Origin of the sequence: Bradyrhizobium sp. 604_D8_N2_3 (assembly GCF_051810765.1) — a bacterium.
GTDB classification, from domain to species: domain Bacteria; phylum Pseudomonadota; class Alphaproteobacteria; order Rhizobiales; family Xanthobacteraceae; genus Bradyrhizobium; species Bradyrhizobium barranii.
The window spans coordinates 3,288,501-3,305,454 of sequence record NZ_JBPWPM010000001.1; the positions used below are offsets into that span (position 1 = coordinate 3,288,501).

The window sequence follows — 16,954 nt, forward strand, 5'->3', positions numbered from 1 at the left end:
AGCGACTGCGAACTCCTCTTCCTTCTCCCCTTGTGGGAGAAGGTGGCGCGAAGCGCCGGATGAGGGGTTCTATCCGCGAGTCCGAAATGAGAGGGGAGTTTGCCGAAGCAGACCCCTCATCCGCCTTGCCTTCGGCAAGGCACCTTCTCCCACAAGGGGAGAAGGGAAGTAAGAGCGCAATCGTCGAGATGGGGCGCTAGATCACATCCGCCAGCGAATGCCCATGCAGCTCGATGTTAAGCCCTTGCATGCCCATGTCGCTGATCTCGCCGCCCATCGCCTTCAGGCTCTCCTCGCGGATCAGTGACATCAGGCCGCGGCGGAGCGCCAGGAACTCCGACGACATCATCATCGATTGCTGCCGCGGCCGCTCCAGCGGGATCGGGATCTCCGCCTTGATCGAGCCGGGGCGGGCGGTCATGCAGTAGACGCGGTCGGAGAGGAAGATGGCTTCGTCGATGTCGTGGGTGACGAACAGCACCGAGATCTTCAGCCGTTGCCACATGTTGGTGAGGATCTGCTGCATGATCACGCGCGTCTGCGCGTCGAGCGCGCCGAACGGCTCGTCGAGCAGCAGCACCTTCGGTCCCGTCGCGAGCGCGCGGACGATGCCGACGCGCTGCTTCATGCCGCCGGAGAGTTTTTCCGGATAATGCTTTTCGAACGCTTCGAGCCCCGCGAGCCCGAGCAGCGTGCGCGCGGCGCGCTCGCGCTGGGAGCGCGCCATGCCGCGCATCTTCAGGCCGAACTCGACGTTCTCCCGCACCGTCTTCCACGGAAACAGCGAATATTGCTGAAATACCATGCCGCGCTCGGCGCTGGGGCCGTTGACCCGCTCGCCGTCGACCGTGACTACACCGGTGGTCGGCTTGAGGAAGCCGGCGACAGCATTGAGCAGCGTCGACTTTCCACAGCCGGAGGGCCCGACGATCGAGACGAACTCGCCGGGCTTCACATGAATCTGCGTATCGGTGACGGCCTGCACAGGTCCCTCGATGCTCTCATAGCTGAGGGAGAAATTCCTGACCTCGATATGGCCTTGCGGTGCTTTGGTCAGGATTTCGTTCATTTTAGCCTCCACGGCATCACCAACTGCCCGGCGCCCCTGATAAGCAGGCTCGATCCAAGGCCAAGCACGCCGATCGCGATCATGCCGAGCGCGATGTCGGCATATTGGACAAGGGAATAGGCCTCCCAGGTGAAGTAGCCGATGCCGTACTGGCCCGAGATCATCTCGGCGGCGATCAGCGACACCCAGGCCACGCCCATACCGACGGTGAGGCCGGTGAAGATGTGCGGCATCGAAGCCGGAAAATACACCTCGCGGAAGATCGAGCGCTCGCGCGCGCCGAGACATTGCGCGGCGCGCACCAGCACGGGGTCGACGAGCGACATGCCATGCAGCGTGTTGACCAGGATCGGGAAGAATGCGCCGAGGAAGGTGATGAAGACGATGCTCTGCTCGTTGGTCGGCCAAAGCATGATTGCCATCGGCACCCAGGCGATTGCCGGGATCGGCCGTAGCACCTCGGCGACCGGGAAGATGATTTCGTGCACCAGCTTGAAGCGGCCCATGATCAGGCCGAGCGGCACGCCGACCACCGCCGCGAGCGAGAAGCCGAACAAGATGCGCCGGCAGCTCAAGAGGATGTGCAGCAGGAATTTCGGATCGTGGATCGCCTTGGTGAAGCTCGCATAGACCGCGAGCGGCGAGGGCACGTTGGTGAAGCGCACGAAGAACACGACGCGATAGGTCGTGAGCAGGTGCCAGACCAGCAGGAAGGCGAGCAGCGATATGATGCCGATCGCCGTCGCGCGTAGCCCCGCTCGATTGAGCCGGTACCAGCGCAGCGCAAGCGTGCCGAAGGAAGGCGGTGTCGCGGGCGGGAAGGGGGCGGGCACGGGGCCCGCCTCGGCGATTGCAGTTGCTGCCGGCATGCTGTCCTCGGGATGTCTGGCGAGGGCGGGACTGCTCACGTCTTGCCTCCGCCGACCGCCGCCTTCACCGCGTCGTCGAAGCCGAGCACCTTGCCATTGATCTTGGCGGCATGGGCTTCGGCGTCCTTCTTCAGCAGGAACGGCGCGACCTCGCCGTTGCCGACCGCGAAGAAGGCCTGGTCGGCGAACAGCTTGATTCCACGGGTGGTGTCGAAGACGTAGGCGACGTTGATCTTCTTGCCCTTGGCCTTGTAGTCGGCATAGGCCCCTAACGTGCACGCTGCGGACGCAAACGGCAGGATGCCGGCTTCGTCGACCCAGACCTCGCCGGCCTTGCGCGGGTCGGTGATCGGCTTCTTGCAGAAGGAATCTTCGCCCGCGATCTCGTAATTTCTGGTGCTCGCAAGCTGGGTGTCATAGTCGAGCTTCATCTCGGCATAGGCCTTGCGGATGTAGGAATCATCCACCCACTTCTTCGGATCGAACTCCTTCATGCGGCCGAGATTCTGCAAAACCTTGACGTCGGTCGCGGCTGCATCGATCAGCGCCGGCTTCACCGTGGGATCGGTGGTCATGTTGCCGCTGGGACCGAGGAAGATATAGACGACTTCCTTGTTGATGCCGGTCCACTCCTGGATCTTTTCGGCCGCGAGCTTCGGATCGTCGCGCAGCCACTGGTTGGCGGCGATCAGCGCCTTGAAGTAGGCAACGATGACCTCGGGGTATTTCTCGGCGAAATCGGTGCGGACCACGATGCCGTGGAAGGTCGGCAGGTTGGTCTCAACGCCGTCAAAGATTTTTCGCGCAAAGCCGCGGAACGGCAGCAGCTCGGCGAAGGGGACGAAGTCGGCGTGCGCGTCGATCTTCTTCTCCTGGAGATTGGTCGAGCCGACCTCCGGGCTCTGGCTGACGAGCTGGAAGAAGTCGGAGGCGTAACCGCGGTCCTGCATCGCCTTCAGCACCATGCCGTGCGCGGCCGAGCCGAACGGCACGCTGACGAGCTTGCCCTTGAGATCGGCGAGATCGTAATAGGGCGAGTCCTTGTGGACCACGAGCCCGTTGCCGGAGCCAGACAGGCTGTAGGCGGCCACGCCGATCAGGCGGCTCTTGCTCTCCGGATTGCTCTCGAAGGTGAAGCCGTTCACGATCAGCGGATAGTCGCCCATCATGCCGATCTGGAGCTTGTTCGCCATCATCGCATTGGTGACGGGCGGGCCTGAGGTGAAGTTCTGCCACTCCAGCTCGAACTTGATATTGGCGTATTTGCCGTCCTTCGGCAGATATTTCTCGAGGAGATGCAGCTGCCGGATGACGACGCCGGCGGTCACCGTGTTGGTCGTGGTGTCCTGCGTTCCGATGCCGAGGGTGACGGTTTCCGCCAGGGCCGGCTGCGCGATCAGAAGCGCCAGCGAGGTCACCGACATCGCGATCGAGAGCGTGGGAAGATGGCGGACCATTCTCATCCTCATTCGGTTGGATGTGCTGTGGTTGCCATGATTGGGTGAGGCCGCGGGCAGGGCAAATCCGGAGTGACCGCCGCAGTCGATTAGTTGCCGGGAAAAGCTGATTGCATACTCCTTGGGCAGTCCTGCACTATAAAGCCACTTGCCTGTGCATCGACCCTAGTCGCCGCTCTGGCCGCGCATCTCCTCGAGAGCGTCGGCCCGGCACACCACGATCTGCGAGCGCTTGGTGACGACGATTCCCTTCTCCTGCATCCGTTTCAGGCTGATCGTGACCCATTGCCTGGTCGCGCCGACCATGTGGGCGATGTCGGCATGGGTGAAGGCCGCCGCGATCACCCGGCCGTCGGCATCCTCGACGCCGTAGAGCTCGACCAGATGCAGCAGAAGATGCGCGAGGCGCTGGGTGATCGAACGTGTTCCCAGCATTTGCGCCAGCGCCGAATAGCATTTGCCCTTGAAGGTAAGGCCTTCAATGAGGCCGATGGCGAGGTTCGGGATCTCCACGGCAAGGGACCGCAGTTCCTTTCCGGGCAGGTGCACGACGCTGCAATTGCTGGATGCGACGCCGGACCATTGATGCACGGTGCCCTCGAACACTTCGGGCCCACCGACGAAATTGCCGACGTGCCAATAGGCCAGCGTGATCTCGCGTCCGAGCGGCGAAGTGTAGAACACGCGGATGCGGCCGCTCTCGATCAGCCAGATGCCGTCATGCTTGCCGCCCTGGCTGAACAGCGTCTGGCCGCGGTTGAGCACCTTTCGCCGGCCCTGCTTCAGCACCAGCTCCCGCTCGCGCGGTGACAGCTTGTCCATCAGCGGCGGCGGTCCGCCGATCCATTGTTGGTTCTCGGTCAGCAGCAGCGAGGAGCCGCCGGCAGGCCGGACCGTTGCGGGAACCGTCCCGCGAACCGCATTCGCCGCCTGCAACATCGTCTGCCTCCGGAACGTTCAAATCGTTCTAAAGAGGAGCAATGTCCGTGCCAGATGGGGGGAGCTCGTGGCAGGCCGCCGCCATTCACTCCGCTGTCATCGCCCGCGAAGGCGGGCGATCCAGTATTCCAGAGACTTCAGTGACATACGGAGGGGCCGCGGCGTACTGGATTCCCCGCTTTCGCGGGGAATGACAGCGGTGTGCGTGTAGCGGGATCGAGGCTTACCGCCCCGCCAAGCTCAGCAGATACGGCTTCGGATAAATCCCCCTGTTATGCCCATCCGAAAACGAGATGTTCAGCCCGTAGCCGAGATCGCCGATCTCGGTGATGGCGATGCCGGGAAAGCGTTCGGGGAAGCGATCGTCGAAGCGGGCACGGGTGCAATGGGCGCATTTGCAGGAGAGTCGGAGCTGCTCGGCAGCGATCCCGACCACGTCGTCCTGCGTGGTGCGCACGACGAGCGTCGCGAGATCGGCGCTGGCTTCATAGGCCGCCACAGTCGGCGCCACCAAGGTCATGGTCATGACGAACCTCCAGCTTCCTTCTATGTCGGCGCGGGCGCGCACGAATAGCAACTAATTGCCAGCGCGAACGCGTGGCCGTCGGCCTCCTCTTCAGTCACCGCCCACTAAATGTGAAACTAATCGACCGGGAATTTCACTTCCGAATTGCCGGGCTCTGCTCTCTCCGAAACCTTGTGCGCCAACGACGGCTGAGGAGAGAGCATGAGCGCATTTCAGAAGGAAACGGTTTTGTCGGTCCGGCACTGGACCGATAGCCTGTTCAGCTTCACGGCGACGCGCGATCCGGGCTTCCGTTTCCTGAACGGCCAGTTCGCGATGATCGGGCTCGAAGTCGAGGGCAAGCCGTTGATGCGGGCCTACAGCATGGCGAGCGCCAATCACGAGGAGGCGCTCGAATTTTTTTCGATCAAGGTGCAGGACGGCCAGCTGACCTCGCGCCTCCAGAAGATCCGGGAGGGCGACATCATCCTGGTCGGCCGCAAGGCGACGGGCACGCTGATCACCGGCAACCTCATCCCTGGAAAGCGCCTGCTGCTGCTCTCGACCGGCACGGGCCTCGCGCCCTTCGCCAGCCTGATCAAGGACCCCGACGTCTATGAGAATTACGAGACCATCGTGCTCGCCCATGGCTGCCGCCAGGTTTCGGAGCTCGCCTATGGTGAGCACCTCGTCGACGGCCTGCGCAATCACGAATTCTTCGGCCCCCTGATCCGCGACAAGCTCGTCTACTACCCGACCGTCACCCGCGAGCCGTTCAAAAACCGCGGCCGTATCACCGACCTGATCGCCTCCAATCAGCTGTTCGACGACATCGGGCTAACAGGTCTCGATATCGAGACCGACCGCATCATGCTGTGCGGCAGCCCGGCGATGCTCGAGGAACTCCCCGCGATGTTTGCCGCGCGCGGCTTTGTCGAGGGTAACCACAGCCAGCCCGGCCATTTCGTCGTTGAAAAGGCCTTCGTCGAGCGCTGAGGCGCAAATCGCGTCCCGGCGACAACTAATTGCTATCGCCGGACAACCACCTGAACAAATCTGATGCAAAGGCGCCGGACCGGCGAACCAGGAGCAAGTGATGGCACTAGATGAGATCGTCGACGGACTTTCGGAGGTTTCCTGCGACGTGCTCGTCATCGGCGGCGGTACGGCCGGCCCGATGGCGGCGCTGAAGGCAAAACTGAAGAACCCGAAGGCCAATGTCGTCCTGCTCGAGAAGGCCAACGTCAAGCGCTCCGGCGCGATCTCGATGGGCATGGACGGGCTCAACAACGCCGTCATCCCCGGCTACGCGACGCCGGAGCAGTACACCAAGGAAATCACCATCGCCAACGACGGCATCGTCGATCAGAAGGCGGTCTATAAATACGCGCAAAATTGCTACAAGATTATCGAGGAGCTCGACAGCTTCGGCATCCGCTTCCTGAAGAACGAGAACGGCGATTACGCCGTCAAGAAGGTGCACCACATCGGCACCTATGTGCTTCCGATGCCGAACGGCGAGACCGTGAAGAAGGCGCTGTACCGCCAGCTCCGCCGCGCCCGCATCCTGATCTCCAACCGCTACATGGCGACGCGGCTGCTGAAGTCGTCGGACGGGCGCATCGCCGGCGCGATCTCAGTCAACACTCGCACCGCCGAAATCCTGGTGATCAAAGCCAAGGCCGTGATCCTCTGCATGGGCGCCGCCGGCCGCCTGGGCCTGCCGACCTCCGGCTACATGTTCGGCACCTACGAGAACGCCGCCAATTCCGGTGACGGCTATGCGATGGCCTATCACGCCGGCGCCGCGCTCGCGAACCTCGAATGCTACCAGATCAATCCGCTGATCAAGGACTATAACGGCCCGGCCTGCGCCTATGTCGCCGGTCCCTTCGGCGCCTTTACCGCGAACAACGAGGGATCGCGCTTCATCGAATGCGACTACTGGTCCGGCCAGATGATGCTGGAGTTCTACAACGAGCTGCTGTCAGGCAAGGGCCCGGTGTTCCTCCAGCTCAAGCATCTCCATCCTGATACGATCTCGGAGATCGAATCCACGCTGCACAAGGTCGAGCGTCCCACGCGCGGCCTGTTCCAGCAGGGGCGCGGGGTCGACTATCGTAGCGAGTCGATCGAGATGCATATCTCCGAGATCGGGTTCTGCTCCGGCCACAGCGCCTCCGGCGTGTTCGTCGACGACAATGCCCGCACCACCGTGCCCGGCCTTTACGCCGCCGGCGACATGGCGAGCGTGCCGCATAATTACATGCTGGGCGCCTTCACCAACGGATCGGTCGCCGGCATCGACGCGATGGAGTTCGCCGACAGCCACGACTTCGCGGAATTCGACGCCGCCGATGTCGCCAGGGAGCGCGATCGCGTGCTGGCGCCAACGAAGCGCGAGGACGGCATTCCGCCGAACCAGGTCGAGTACAAGACCCGCCGCCTCGTCAACGACTATCTCCAGCCGCCGAAGGTCACGCGCAAATACGAGCTCGGCATGCGCCGCCTCGCCGAGACGCGGCAGGACATGCAGGAACACATGATCGCGCGCAATGCGCACGAGCTGCTTCGTGCGCTCGAAGTGCAGTCGATCATGGACTGCGCCGACATGGCGGTGCACGCCTCGTTGTACCGCGAGGAGAGCCGCTGGGGCCTCTATCACTGGCGCACGGATTTCCCGGAGAAGGACAACGAGAACTGGTTCTGCCACACGCTGCTCTCCAAGCAGAACGGCAAGATGACCAGCGAGAAGCGCGCCGTGGAGCCCTATGTCGTGCCGATCGCCGACGACGAGAAGGACCTCTACGACAAGCAGCGCATCCGCGCCTCCGCCTGATCCACCGCAACATCGCAACAGGAGACATAAAATGCCTCTCGCGTCCTATCAGACATCGGTTCCGGTGGTCGTCGACGACGCCAAATGCATCGCCGACAAGGGCTGCACCGTATGCGTCGACGTCTGTCCGCTCGATGTGCTCCGCATCAGCGACATGACCGGCAAGGCCTACATGGCCTATGACGAGTGCTGGTACTGCATGCCTTGCGAGGCCGATTGCCCGACCGGCGCCGTCACCGTCAATATTCCCTATCTGTTGAGGTGATCATGTCGAGCCCGTTCGAGTCCTATGACGACCTCGAAGACGCCGATGAGCGGTTGCAAGCCGCCGATCCCGCCGAGCGCCGCGTCGCCATCATCGCGCTCGGTCACTCCGGCGATCCCGCAGCCGTCGCGCATCTCGCCAACATGGTCGCCGATCCCGACGCCGGTGTGCGCCAGCAGGTCGCGATGGCGCTCGGCGAGTTCGACGGGCCGGAGGCCGCGCATGGGCTGGTCAAACTGCTGGTCGATCCCGAAAGAATCGTGGCGGCGGCCGCGGCCGACAGCATGGCCGAGTTCAAGGATCCGGCCTGCGCCGAGATCATCCTGCCGCTGGTCAAGCACGCCCATGCCTTCGTCCGCATGGGCGCGCTGCGCGCGCTGAAGGAGCTGCGCTGCAAGGACACGCTGAAGCCGGCGCTGGAAGCGCTCCTGGATCAAGATGCGGCCGTTCGCGTGCAGGCGATCGGCGTGATCGGTTTCCTCAAGCTGGAGGAATCCATCCCCGCGCTGACCGCGCTGATCAATGATCCCGACGCCCATGTGCGCCGCGCCGCGGTGAGCGCGCTGGCCTTCTCGCAGCTGAAGCCCGCGGCCGAGACGATCACACGCGGGCTGAAGGACTCGGACTGGATGGTGCGCGAGATGGCCGCGGAAACGCTGGGCCTCAACGTCAACGGTTCGCTCGCGGCCGATCAGCTTGTCGGCTCGCTCGCCGATGAATTCTGGCAGGTGCGGCTGAAGGCGATCCGCAGCCTCGGCAAGATGAAGATCGAGCGCGCGGTACGCCCGATCGGCAATTGCATCAACCACGACCAGGCCAATTTGCGGAAGGAGGCGGCGGCCGCGCTCGGCGAGATCGCCCATCCCGACGGCGAGGCGTTCCTGGCGGTCATCGCCGACGATGCCGACCCCGACGTTCGCAAGAACGCGCGCTGGGCGCTCCAGCAGATCGCGGCGCGCAAAGCGCGAGCAGGCGCATAAAGGCCCGGGCAGGGGCATAGCGGCTCTTCGCTGCCGGTCTGGACTTCCCCTGCCAGACGTTTATTGGTCTTCGCCAATGGGATCGGCTGCTGTGAACGCGGCCGATCCGAGAAAGAGCGAGGACGCGGCCATGACGACACTGTCTGTTAGAGATCTTCTCCCCGAGGATGGAACGAAGGGGACGCTGGTCGGCCGCGTCTGGCTGCCGCAGGCGAACGGCCCGGCCGTTGTCGCCGTCCGTGGAGACGGCGTCTTCGACGTCACCGCCAAGTTTCCGACCGTCAGCGCGCTCTGCGAGGAAGACAATCCGGCCAAGGCGCTCGCCTCGGTCAAGGGCGAGCGCATCGGCGATCTCGAAGCGATCGTGGCCAACACGGCGCCGGATGGGCGCGATCCGAAAAAGCCGTGGCTGCTTGCGCCCCTCGATCTCCAGACCCTGAAGGCCGCCGGCGTCACCTTTGCCATCTCGATGCTGGAGCGCGTCATCGAAGAGCGGGCCAAGGGCAATCCGGCATCGGCCGAAGCGATCCGGAAAGAAGTGACGCGGCTGATCGGCGACGATCTGTCGAAGCTCAAGCCGGGCTCCGACCAGGCGATGCATTTGAAGCAGGTGCTGATCGATCAGAACGCCTGGAGCCAATATCTCGAAGTCGGCATCGGTCCGGATGCCGAGGTCTTCACGAAGGCTCCGACCTTGTCCTCGGTCGGCACCGGCATGGATGCCGGGCTGCATCCGAAATCGACCTGGAACAATCCCGAGCCCGAGCTGGTGCTGTTCGTCTCGAGCCGCGGCAAGATCGTCGGCGGCGCACTCGGCAACGACGTCAATCTGCGCGACTTCGAGGGGCGTTCGGCGCTGCTGTTGTCGAAGGCCAAGGACAACAACGCCTCCTGCGCGATCGGCCCGTTGCTGCGTCTGTTCGACGACAGCTTCACACTCGACGACGCCCGCAAGCTCGACATCAGCCTGAACGTGAAGGGCGCGGACGGTTTCGTTCTCGACGGCCATTCCTCGATCAGCATGATCAGTCGCGATCCCACGGACCTCGTCGAGCAGACGATCGGCAAGGTGCATCAATATCCCGATGGCTTCGTGCTGTTCCTCGGCACGATGTTCGCACCCGTCAAGGATCGCGATGCGCCGGGGCAGGGGTTCACCCACAAGCGCGACGACATCGTCACGATCGCAGCACCCCAGCTCGGCAAGCTCATCAACCGCATGCGCACCAGCGACGAGTGCGAGCCCTGGACGTTTGGAATCGGCGCGCTGATGAAGAACCTCGCGCAACGGAAGCTGATTTAGCTCCGCTACCCTTCGCCTCTCCCCGCACGCGGGGAGAGCCGGATTGCATCGAAGATGCAATCCGGGTGACGCGGACTCTCCGCGAGTCGATTTGGTCGACCTACGCCGAACTCTATCCACACCGTCATTGCGAGCGCAGCGAAGCAATCCAGAGTCCCTGCGTGGACAGTTTCTGGATTGCTTCGCTGCGCTCGCAATGACGCGGAGGAGAGATTGCGGGCCGCACATATTCCTTCATCTCCCCGTTGCATCCACGGAACAAAATCGCGCTGGGCGTGTCATTGAACCGTCCTTCCCGCCAAATCGAAGTTTCGCGCGAATAGTCAAATAATATGACTAGTCGGAACTCATCTTCCGTGAAATAGTCCCTCCCGCCGCCTCAAAGGCCGGCCTGCGGGTGCCATGCTACCGATCGGCACTCGAGATAACACAAGATGACTTCTTGGGAGATACGCCTGATGACCCTCAAAGCCCTCTTTGCGGCCAGCGCCACGGCCGCGTTGCTGCTCGCGCTGCCGGCCAGCGCCGCCGAGCTCACCATCGGCTTCTCGCAGATCGGATCGGAATCCGGCTGGCGCGCGGCCGAGACGTCGGTCTCCAAGCAGGAGGCTGCCAAGCGAAAGGTCAATCTCAAGATCGCCGACGCGCAGCAGAAGCAGGAGAACCAGATCAAGGCGATCCGCTCCTTCATCGCGCAGAACGTCGATGCGATCTTCCTTGCACCCGTAGTCTCGACCGGTTGGGACTCGGTGCTGAAGGAGGCCAAGGAGGCCAAGATCCCGGTCGTGCTGCTCGACCGCGACATCGATCCCTCCGGCAAGGAGCTCTATCTCACCGCCGTGACCTCCGACAGCGTGCACGAAGGCGAGGTTGCCGGCGACTGGCTGGCCAAGACCGTCGGCGGCAAGGCCTGCAACGTCGTCGAATTGCAGGGCACGGTCGGCGCCAGCGTCGCCGCCAACCGCAAGAAGGGCTTTGACACCGCCATCGCCAAGCATGCGAACCTCAAGGTGGTGCGCAGCCAGACCGGCGACTTCACCCGTGCCAAGGGCAAGGAGGTGATGGAGAGCTTCATCAAGGCCGAAGGCGGCGGCAAGTCGATTTGCGCGGTCTACGCGCACAATGACGACATGATGGTCGGCGCGATCCAGGCGATGAAGGAAGCCGGCCTCAAGCCGGGCAAGGAGATCCTCACCGTCTCGATCGACGCAGTCCCCGACATCTTCAAGGCCATGGCCGCCGGCGAGGCCAATGCCACCGTCGAGCTGACGCCGAACATGGCCGGCCCCGCGCTCGATGCCGTCGCGGCCTTCAAGGACAAGGGCACCGTTCCGCCCAAGTGGATCCAGACCGACTCCAAGCTCTATACAGCGGCTGACGATCCGCAGAAGATCTACGACAGCAAGAAGGGCCTCGGTTACTGAGGCGGCGCAGCGCCGGACCGCTCCCCCGTGGTCCGGCGCATCCCCCTTCGAAACCGTTGCGCGAACGAATAGGCTGGGTGTCCGCAGCATAAGCGGACGCCGGTGGGAGTGACGTCGTTATGGAGAACAGCCCCGATCCTGCTCCTTCCCTGCTGGAGGTGCGCGGGATCAGCAAAAGCTTCGGTGCTGTGCGTGCGTTGCAGGAGGTCGACTTCACGCTTCGTGCCGGCGAGATTCATGCGTTGCTTGGCGAGAACGGCGCAGGCAAATCCACGATGATCAAGGTGATCACCGGCGTATTCCCGCGCGATTCCGGCATCGTCCGACTTGGCGGTGAAGAGGTCGCGCCGCGCTCGGCCAAGGCCGCACTCCAGGCCGGCATCGCCACGGTCTACCAGGAGGTCAATCTGCTACCGAATCTCTCGGTCGCGCAGAACCTGTTCCTCGACCGACAGCCGATGCGCTTCGGCATCGTACGTGAAGGCGAGATGCGGCGTCGCGCCAAGGCGCTTCTCACGGACTTCGGCCTCGATATCGACGTCGCCGCGCCGCTCGGCAGCTATTCCGTCGCCATCCAGCACGTCACCGCGATTGCGCGGGCCGTCGATCTCTCCGCGCGCGTGCTGATCCTGGACGAGCCCACGGCGAGCCTCGACCGCCACGAGGTCGAGATCCTCTTCGGCATCATGCGCCAGCTCGCCAAGCGCGGCATCGGCATCGTATTCGTCAGTCACTTCCTCGATCAGGTCTACGAGATCTCCGACCGCATCACGGTGTTGCGCAACGGCCGCTTGGTCGGCGAGCGCGAGACCGCCTCGCTGCCGCGGCTCGAGCTGATCCGGATGATGCTCGGCCGCGAGCTGGCCGAGACCACCAGCGCCCGCGCGTCGGCGGGAGAGCATCGGGCGCGCGAGGTCTGCGCGAGTTTCGAGAACTACGGCAAGGCCGGCTATGTCGCGCCGTTCAATCTCGAGCTGCGCCATGGCGAGGTCGTGGGTCTCGCCGGCCTGCTCGGCTCGGGCCGGACCGAAACAGCGCGGCTGGTGTTCGGTGCCGAGCGCGCCGATGGCGGGCAGGCGAGGGTGGAGGGGGCGCCCGTGCGGCTGCAGTCGCCGCGCGACGGCGTGCGCCACGGCTTTGGCTATTGCCCGGAGGAACGCAAGACCGACGGCATCGTCGCCGAGCTCACCGTGCGCGAGAACATCGTGCTCGCGCTCCAGGCCAAGCGCGGCCTGCACCGGCCGCTGTCGCGCCGCGAGCAGGACGAGATCGCAGGCCGCTACGTCAAGATGCTCGACATCCGCCCGCCCGATCCGGAGCGCGCCGTGGGGCTGCTGTCCGGCGGCAATCAGCAGAAGGTGCTGCTGGCGCGCTGGCTCGCGACCTCGCCGCGCCTCCTGGTGCTGGACGAGCCGACCCGCGGGATCGACGTCGGCGCGCATGCCGAGATCATCCGCCTGATCCGCGAGCTCTGCGACGACGGGCTGGCGCTGCTCGTGATCTCCTCCGAGTTGGATGAGATCGTGACCTATTCCGACCGCGTGGTCGTGTTGCGCGACCGTGCCCATGTCGAGGAGCTCGCGGGAGAGACGATCGACGTCGGCAACATTCTCGCGGCCATCGCCGCCGATGGCGCCGCTGTCGCGCATGAGGGTCGGGCATGACAGCGCTGTTGCCGCGCCGCGGCCTTGCCCAGATCCTCGCGTTGATCGTCATCCTGGCGGCCGATCGCATCGTGTCGCCGCAATTCTTCGATCTGCGTCTCCAGGACGGCCGGCTGTTCGGCAGCCTGATCGACGTGCTCAACCGCGGCACGCCGGTGGCGCTGCTCTCGCTCGGCATGGTGCTGGTGATCGCGACGCGCGGCATCGATCTGTCGGTCGGTGCGGTCATGGCCATCTCGGGCGCGATCGCGGCGAGCCTTGCCGACACGCACAGTCTGCCTGTGGTCCTTGCGGCCGCGCTCGGCGCTGGCCTGGTCTGCGGATTGTGGAACGGATTTCTCGTCGCGGTGCTCGGCATGCAGCCGATCGTGGCGACGCTGATCCTGATGGTGGCGGGACGCGGCATCGCGCAGCTCATTACCGAGGGGCGTATCGTGACCTTCTCCTCGCCGGATCTGGTCTGGCTTGGCAATGGCGCGGTGCTCGGCGTGCCGATGCCGGTCGTGATCGCCCTGGGCATGCTGATTCTCACCGGAGCGGTGGTGCGCGGTTCGGCGCTCGGATTGCTGATCGAGGCAACCGGCGGCAACGCGCGGGCGAGCGAGCTTGCCGGCGTCGGCACGCGTGCGATGATCCTGGCTGTCTACGTCTGGTGCGGCATCTGCGCCGCGCTCGCCGGCGTGATCGCGGCGGCCGACATCATGGGCGCGGATGCCAACAATGCCGGCCTCTGGCTCGAGCTCGACGCCATCCTCGCGGTGGTGATCGGCGGCACCTCCCTGTTCGGCGGCCGTTTCAGCCTCGTGCTGGCCGTGCTCGGTGCGTTGATCATCCAGACCATGAACACCGGCATTCTGCTGTCGGGCTATCCACCGGAGTTCAATTTGCTGGTCAAGGCGGTGGTGGTGATGACGGTGCTGCTGCTGCAATCGCCGAAATTTTCGGGGATTGCCGGGTTCGCCGCGCGGCTGCGGAGGTCCAAAGCATGAAAGGCCTGCCGCCCGTCCTCATCACCGCTATCGTGCTGGTTGCCGGCTTTGCGCTCTGCGCCGTGCAATTCCCCAACATCGCCTCCACCCGCGTGGTCGGCAATCTCCTCACCGACAACGCCTTTCTCGGCATCGTCGCGACCGGCATGACCTTCGTCATCATCTCCGGCGGCATCGACCTCTCGGTCGGCTCGGTGATTGGTTTCACCACGGTGTTCGTCGCGCTTGCGATCGAGCGCTGGGGCGTGCCGCCGCTGCTTGCCTTCGTCGCGATCCTCGCGCTCTCGGCGGCCTTCGGAGCTGCGATGGGCGCGGTGATCCATGTCTTCGACCTGCCGCCGTTCATCGTGACGCTGGCGGGGATGTTCCTGGCCCGTGGCGCGAGCTTCCTGCTCTCGACGGAATCGGTGCCGATCACCGCGCCGGTCTATTCCACCGTGTCGGACTTCGCGCTGCGGATGCCCGGTGGAGGGCGATTGACGGCGATCGCGATCATCATGCTCGTGATCGTGATCGGCGGCGCCTTGCTGCTGCATCTCACCCGGTTCGGCGCCAATGTCTACGCGCTCGGCGGCAGCCGGGCGACCGCGAGCCTGATGGGCGTTGCCGTCGGCAAGATGACGGTGAGGATCTACATGCTGTCGAGCCTGCTCGCGGGCATCGCCGGCATCGTGTTCTCCTTCTACACGAGCGCCGGCTACTCGCTCTCCGCGGTCGGCGTCGAGCTCGACACCATCGCGGCTGTCGTGATCGGCGGTACGCTGCTCACGGGCGGGCAGGGCTCGGTGATCGGCACCTTCCTCGGCGTGCTGATCCAGGGCTTGATCCAGACCTACATCAATTTCGACGGAACGCTGTCGAGCTGGTGGACCAAGATCGCGACCGGCGTGCTACTGTTCGCCTTCATCGCCTTGCAGCAGGGGCTGGTCGCGCTCGCGCGGCGGCCGGCGGCGAAGCGCGCAGGAGCAGCCACATGACGTCGCGCATCGTCGTCATCCCGACGCGCCGGGCTCACTCCAACCATGCGGAAGTGGCCCGCTCGATCGGCGTCGACATCATCGCCGGCCGCTACGCCGAGGGAACGCGCCTGCCTGGCGATGCCGAGATGATTGCAATGTTCGGCGTGTCGCGACCGGTGCTGCGCGAGAGCGTGAAGACCCTGGTCGCCAAGGGTCTGCTCACCACCAAGGCCCGCGTCGGCACCGTCGTACGCGAGCGCGCCGCCTGGAACATGTTCGACGCTGACGTGCTGGCCTGGCATCTCGACGCCGGCATCGACAAGCGCTTCCTCAACGACCTCGCCGAGATTCGCCTCGCGGTCGAGCCGCGCGCGGCCATGCTGGCGGCGGCGCAGCGGTCCGAGGACGACCTCGCCGAGCTCCGTCGTTGCATGGACCGCATGCGGTTTGAGGCTTCCGATTCCGTCGGCTTTGCCGACGCCGACCTCGCGCTCCATGTTGCGGTGGCGCGCGCTTCGGGCAATCTGTTCATGCGCTCGATCGGCCACGTCATCGAGGCCGCCCTGCGCGCCTCCTTCCTGCTCAGCGCACCGGTCGAGCCGGAGGACCGTGACACCGTGCTGCTCTGGCACCAGAAGATCGTCGATGGCATCGCCGCCGGCGACGCCCAGACCGCCTCGGAAGCGATGGTTTATGTCATTCACAACGGTATGCGCCGCCACGAGGCCGAGGCGCTGCCGTCCGCGGATATTGGAGAAAAAGCGTGACCGAACTTCGCATTGCCATCGTCGGCTTCGGCAAGATCGCGCGCGACCAGCATGTCGGTGCGATTGCCGCGACGGCGGGCGCGACGCTCGCGGCCGTCGCGAGCCGCAACGCATCGCTGCCGGGCGTGCCGAATTTTGCGACCATCGAGGAATTGCTGGAAAAGGGACCGCCGATCGATGCCGTCTCGCTCTGCACGCCGCCGCAGGTACGGCGTGCCCAGGCCGCCACGGCGCTCGCTGCCGGCAAGCACGTGATGCTGGAGAAGCCGCCCGGCACCGGCGTCGCCGAGCTCGACCCGCTGATCGCGATGGCGGAGGAAGCCAAGCGAACGCTGTTTGCGACCTGGCATTCGCGCTATGCGCCCGCGGTCGAGCCGGCGCGCGAGTGGCTTCTCACGCGGCAGATCAAGTCTGTGCACATCAACTGGAAGGAAGACGTTCGCGTCTGGCATCCCGGGCAGGGCTGGATCTGGGAGCCGGGCGGGCTCGGCGTGTTCGATCCCGGCATCAACGCGCTCTCGATCCTGACCCGTATTCTGCCGCGGCCGGTGTTCGTCACCGCGGCCGAGTTGGCCTTTCCAGCCAATTGCCAGGCCCCGATCGCCGCGAACCTGACGCTGACCGACATCGGCGGCCTGCCTGTGACCGCCGAGTTCGATTTCCGCCAGACCGGACCGCAGAGTTGGGATATCCTCGTCGAAACGGACGAGGGCCGAATGACGTTGTCGGGCGGCGGCCGGCGCATGGCGATCGACGGCGAGACCATTGCCGAGGCGCCCGATCAGGAATATCGCGAGCTGTACGGGCGCTTCGTCAAGCTCACCGCGACCGGCGCGCGCGACGTCGACCTGGCGCCGCTGCGTCTCGTTGCCGATGCCTTCCTGCTCGGCAAGCGTAACATCGTCGAACCGTTTGTGGACTGAAC

16 protein-coding genes are annotated in these 16,954 nt (G+C 64.6%); 11 read left to right on the forward strand and 5 right to left on the reverse strand.

Annotation, left to right across the window (positions count from 1 at the left end; translation table 11 throughout):
* Positions 1 to 196: 196 nt before the first annotated feature.
* The 5 genes from AB7245_RS15685 to AB7245_RS15705 all read right to left on the reverse strand — a co-directional run bounded on the left by AB7245_RS15685 (position 197) and on the right by AB7245_RS15705 (position 4,854).
* Positions 197 to 1,069 (reverse strand): ABC transporter ATP-binding protein, encoded by an 873-nt coding sequence (locus AB7245_RS15685; protein WP_085400672.1) that lies wholly within the window; start codon positions 1,067 to 1,069, stop codon positions 197 to 199.
* Entirely contained in the window at positions 1,066 to 1,977 is a 912-nt protein-coding gene (locus tag AB7245_RS15690) for an ABC transporter permease (protein ID WP_187387763.1), read from the reverse strand. Before AB7245_RS15690 ends, AB7245_RS15685 begins: the two co-directional genes overlap by 4 nt.
* Positions 1,974 to 3,395 (reverse strand): ABC transporter substrate-binding protein, encoded by a 1,422-nt coding sequence (locus tag AB7245_RS15695; protein ID WP_085399403.1) that lies wholly within the window; start codon positions 3,393 to 3,395, stop codon positions 1,974 to 1,976. The genes AB7245_RS15690 and AB7245_RS15695 overlap by 4 nt, the downstream gene beginning before the upstream one ends.
* 165 nt (positions 3,396 to 3,560) lie before the next feature.
* Complete coding sequence (locus tag AB7245_RS15700) at positions 3,561 to 4,334, reverse strand: Crp/Fnr family transcriptional regulator (protein ID WP_085399404.1); 774 nt, start codon at positions 4,332 to 4,334, stop codon at positions 3,561 to 3,563.
* Positions 4,335 to 4,557: 223 nt separating this feature from the next.
* On the reverse strand, positions 4,558 to 4,854 hold the full coding sequence (locus tag AB7245_RS15705; RefSeq protein ID WP_085399439.1) for a gamma-butyrobetaine hydroxylase-like domain-containing protein: 297 nt from the start codon (positions 4,852 to 4,854) through the stop codon (positions 4,558 to 4,560).
* A 207-nt stretch (positions 4,855 to 5,061) separates the two neighbouring features.
* On the opposite strand from AB7245_RS15705, the gene AB7245_RS15710 reads away from it, so the two are divergent.
* The 11 genes from AB7245_RS15710 (at position 5,062) to AB7245_RS15760 (ending at position 16,952) form a co-directional block, all read left to right on the forward strand.
* Positions 5,062 to 5,835 (forward strand): ferredoxin--NADP reductase, encoded by a 774-nt coding sequence (locus AB7245_RS15710; protein ID WP_085399405.1) that lies wholly within the window; start codon positions 5,062 to 5,064, stop codon positions 5,833 to 5,835.
* 100 nt (positions 5,836 to 5,935) lie between these two features.
* A complete protein-coding gene (locus AB7245_RS15715) occupies positions 5,936 to 7,678 on the forward strand; it encodes a fumarate reductase/succinate dehydrogenase flavoprotein subunit (protein WP_085399406.1) in 1,743 nt (580 codons plus the stop codon).
* 31 nt (positions 7,679 to 7,709) lie between these two features.
* Complete coding sequence (locus tag AB7245_RS15720) at positions 7,710 to 7,943, forward strand: 4Fe-4S dicluster domain-containing protein (protein ID WP_008141081.1); 234 nt, start codon at positions 7,710 to 7,712, stop codon at positions 7,941 to 7,943.
* 2 nt (positions 7,944 to 7,945) lie between these two features.
* Positions 7,946 to 8,923, forward strand: coding sequence for a HEAT repeat domain-containing protein (locus tag AB7245_RS15725; RefSeq protein ID WP_071915514.1), 978 nt, complete (start codon positions 7,946 to 7,948; stop codon positions 8,921 to 8,923).
* Positions 8,924 to 9,053: 130 nt separating this feature from the next.
* Positions 9,054 to 10,226, forward strand: coding sequence for a fumarylacetoacetate hydrolase family protein (locus tag AB7245_RS15730; protein ID WP_085399440.1), 1,173 nt, complete (start codon positions 9,054 to 9,056; stop codon positions 10,224 to 10,226).
* A 458-nt stretch (positions 10,227 to 10,684) separates the two neighbouring features.
* Positions 10,685 to 11,650, forward strand: a complete 966-nt coding sequence (gene ytfQ, locus AB7245_RS15735) for a galactofuranose ABC transporter, galactofuranose-binding protein YtfQ (RefSeq protein ID WP_063984486.1) — start codon at positions 10,685 to 10,687, stop codon at positions 11,648 to 11,650.
* A gap of 119 nt (positions 11,651 to 11,769) precedes the next feature.
* The gene (locus AB7245_RS15740) at positions 11,770 to 13,314 is read left to right on the forward strand and encodes a sugar ABC transporter ATP-binding protein (RefSeq protein ID WP_439034428.1); all 1,545 of its coding nucleotides are present in this window, start codon (positions 11,770 to 11,772) and stop codon (positions 13,312 to 13,314) included.
* Positions 13,311 to 14,303, forward strand: a complete 993-nt coding sequence (locus AB7245_RS15745) for an ABC transporter permease (protein WP_439034429.1) — start codon at positions 13,311 to 13,313, stop codon at positions 14,301 to 14,303. The genes AB7245_RS15740 and AB7245_RS15745 overlap by 4 nt, the downstream gene beginning before the upstream one ends.
* The gene (yjfF, locus tag AB7245_RS15750) at positions 14,300 to 15,280 is read left to right on the forward strand and encodes a galactofuranose ABC transporter, permease protein YjfF (protein WP_071915510.1); all 981 of its coding nucleotides are present in this window, start codon (positions 14,300 to 14,302) and stop codon (positions 15,278 to 15,280) included. Before AB7245_RS15745 ends, yjfF begins: the two co-directional genes overlap by 4 nt.
* Positions 15,277 to 16,029, forward strand: coding sequence for a FadR/GntR family transcriptional regulator (locus AB7245_RS15755; protein WP_028150313.1), 753 nt, complete (start codon positions 15,277 to 15,279; stop codon positions 16,027 to 16,029). The genes yjfF and AB7245_RS15755 overlap by 4 nt, the downstream gene beginning before the upstream one ends.
* Positions 16,026 to 16,952 carry a Gfo/Idh/MocA family protein gene (locus AB7245_RS15760; RefSeq protein WP_085399410.1) on the forward strand — a complete coding sequence of 309 codons (927 nt, stop codon included), beginning with the start codon at positions 16,026 to 16,028 and terminating at the stop codon, positions 16,950 to 16,952. The genes AB7245_RS15755 and AB7245_RS15760 overlap by 4 nt, the downstream gene beginning before the upstream one ends.
* Positions 16,953 to 16,954: the final 2 nt, after the last annotated feature.

Excerpts from the sequence above, each read along its gene's own strand:
- AB7245_RS15700 (WP_085399404.1), bottom strand. The coding sequence starts at position 4,334 with ATGTTGCAGGCGGCGAATGCGGTTCGCGGGACGGTTCCCGCAACGGTC.
- AB7245_RS15695 (WP_085399403.1), bottom strand. The coding sequence starts at position 3,395 with ATGGTCCGCCATCTTCCCACGCTCTCGATCGCGATGTCGGTGACCTCG.
- AB7245_RS15755 (WP_028150313.1), top strand. The coding sequence starts at position 15,277 with ATGACGTCGCGCATCGTCGTCATCCCGACGCGCCGGGCTCACTCCAAC.
- AB7245_RS15720 (WP_008141081.1), top strand. The coding sequence starts at position 7,710 with ATGCCTCTCGCGTCCTATCAGACATCGGTTCCGGTGGTCGTCGACGAC.
- AB7245_RS15685 (WP_085400672.1), bottom strand. The coding sequence starts at position 1,069 with ATGAACGAAATCCTGACCAAAGCACCGCAAGGCCATATCGAGGTCAGG.
- AB7245_RS15715 (WP_085399406.1), top strand. The coding sequence starts at position 5,936 with ATGGCACTAGATGAGATCGTCGACGGACTTTCGGAGGTTTCCTGCGAC.
- AB7245_RS15740 (WP_439034428.1), top strand. The coding sequence starts at position 11,770 with ATGGAGAACAGCCCCGATCCTGCTCCTTCCCTGCTGGAGGTGCGCGGG.
- yjfF (WP_071915510.1), top strand. The coding sequence starts at position 14,300 with ATGAAAGGCCTGCCGCCCGTCCTCATCACCGCTATCGTGCTGGTTGCC.
- AB7245_RS15730 (WP_085399440.1), top strand. The coding sequence starts at position 9,054 with ATGACGACACTGTCTGTTAGAGATCTTCTCCCCGAGGATGGAACGAAG.
- AB7245_RS15705 (WP_085399439.1), bottom strand. The coding sequence starts at position 4,854 with ATGACCTTGGTGGCGCCGACTGTGGCGGCCTATGAAGCCAGCGCCGAT.
- AB7245_RS15745 (WP_439034429.1), top strand. The coding sequence starts at position 13,311 with ATGACAGCGCTGTTGCCGCGCCGCGGCCTTGCCCAGATCCTCGCGTTG.
- ytfQ (WP_063984486.1), top strand. The coding sequence starts at position 10,685 with ATGACCCTCAAAGCCCTCTTTGCGGCCAGCGCCACGGCCGCGTTGCTG.
- AB7245_RS15725 (WP_071915514.1), top strand. The coding sequence starts at position 7,946 with ATGTCGAGCCCGTTCGAGTCCTATGACGACCTCGAAGACGCCGATGAG.
- AB7245_RS15710 (WP_085399405.1), top strand. The coding sequence starts at position 5,062 with ATGAGCGCATTTCAGAAGGAAACGGTTTTGTCGGTCCGGCACTGGACC.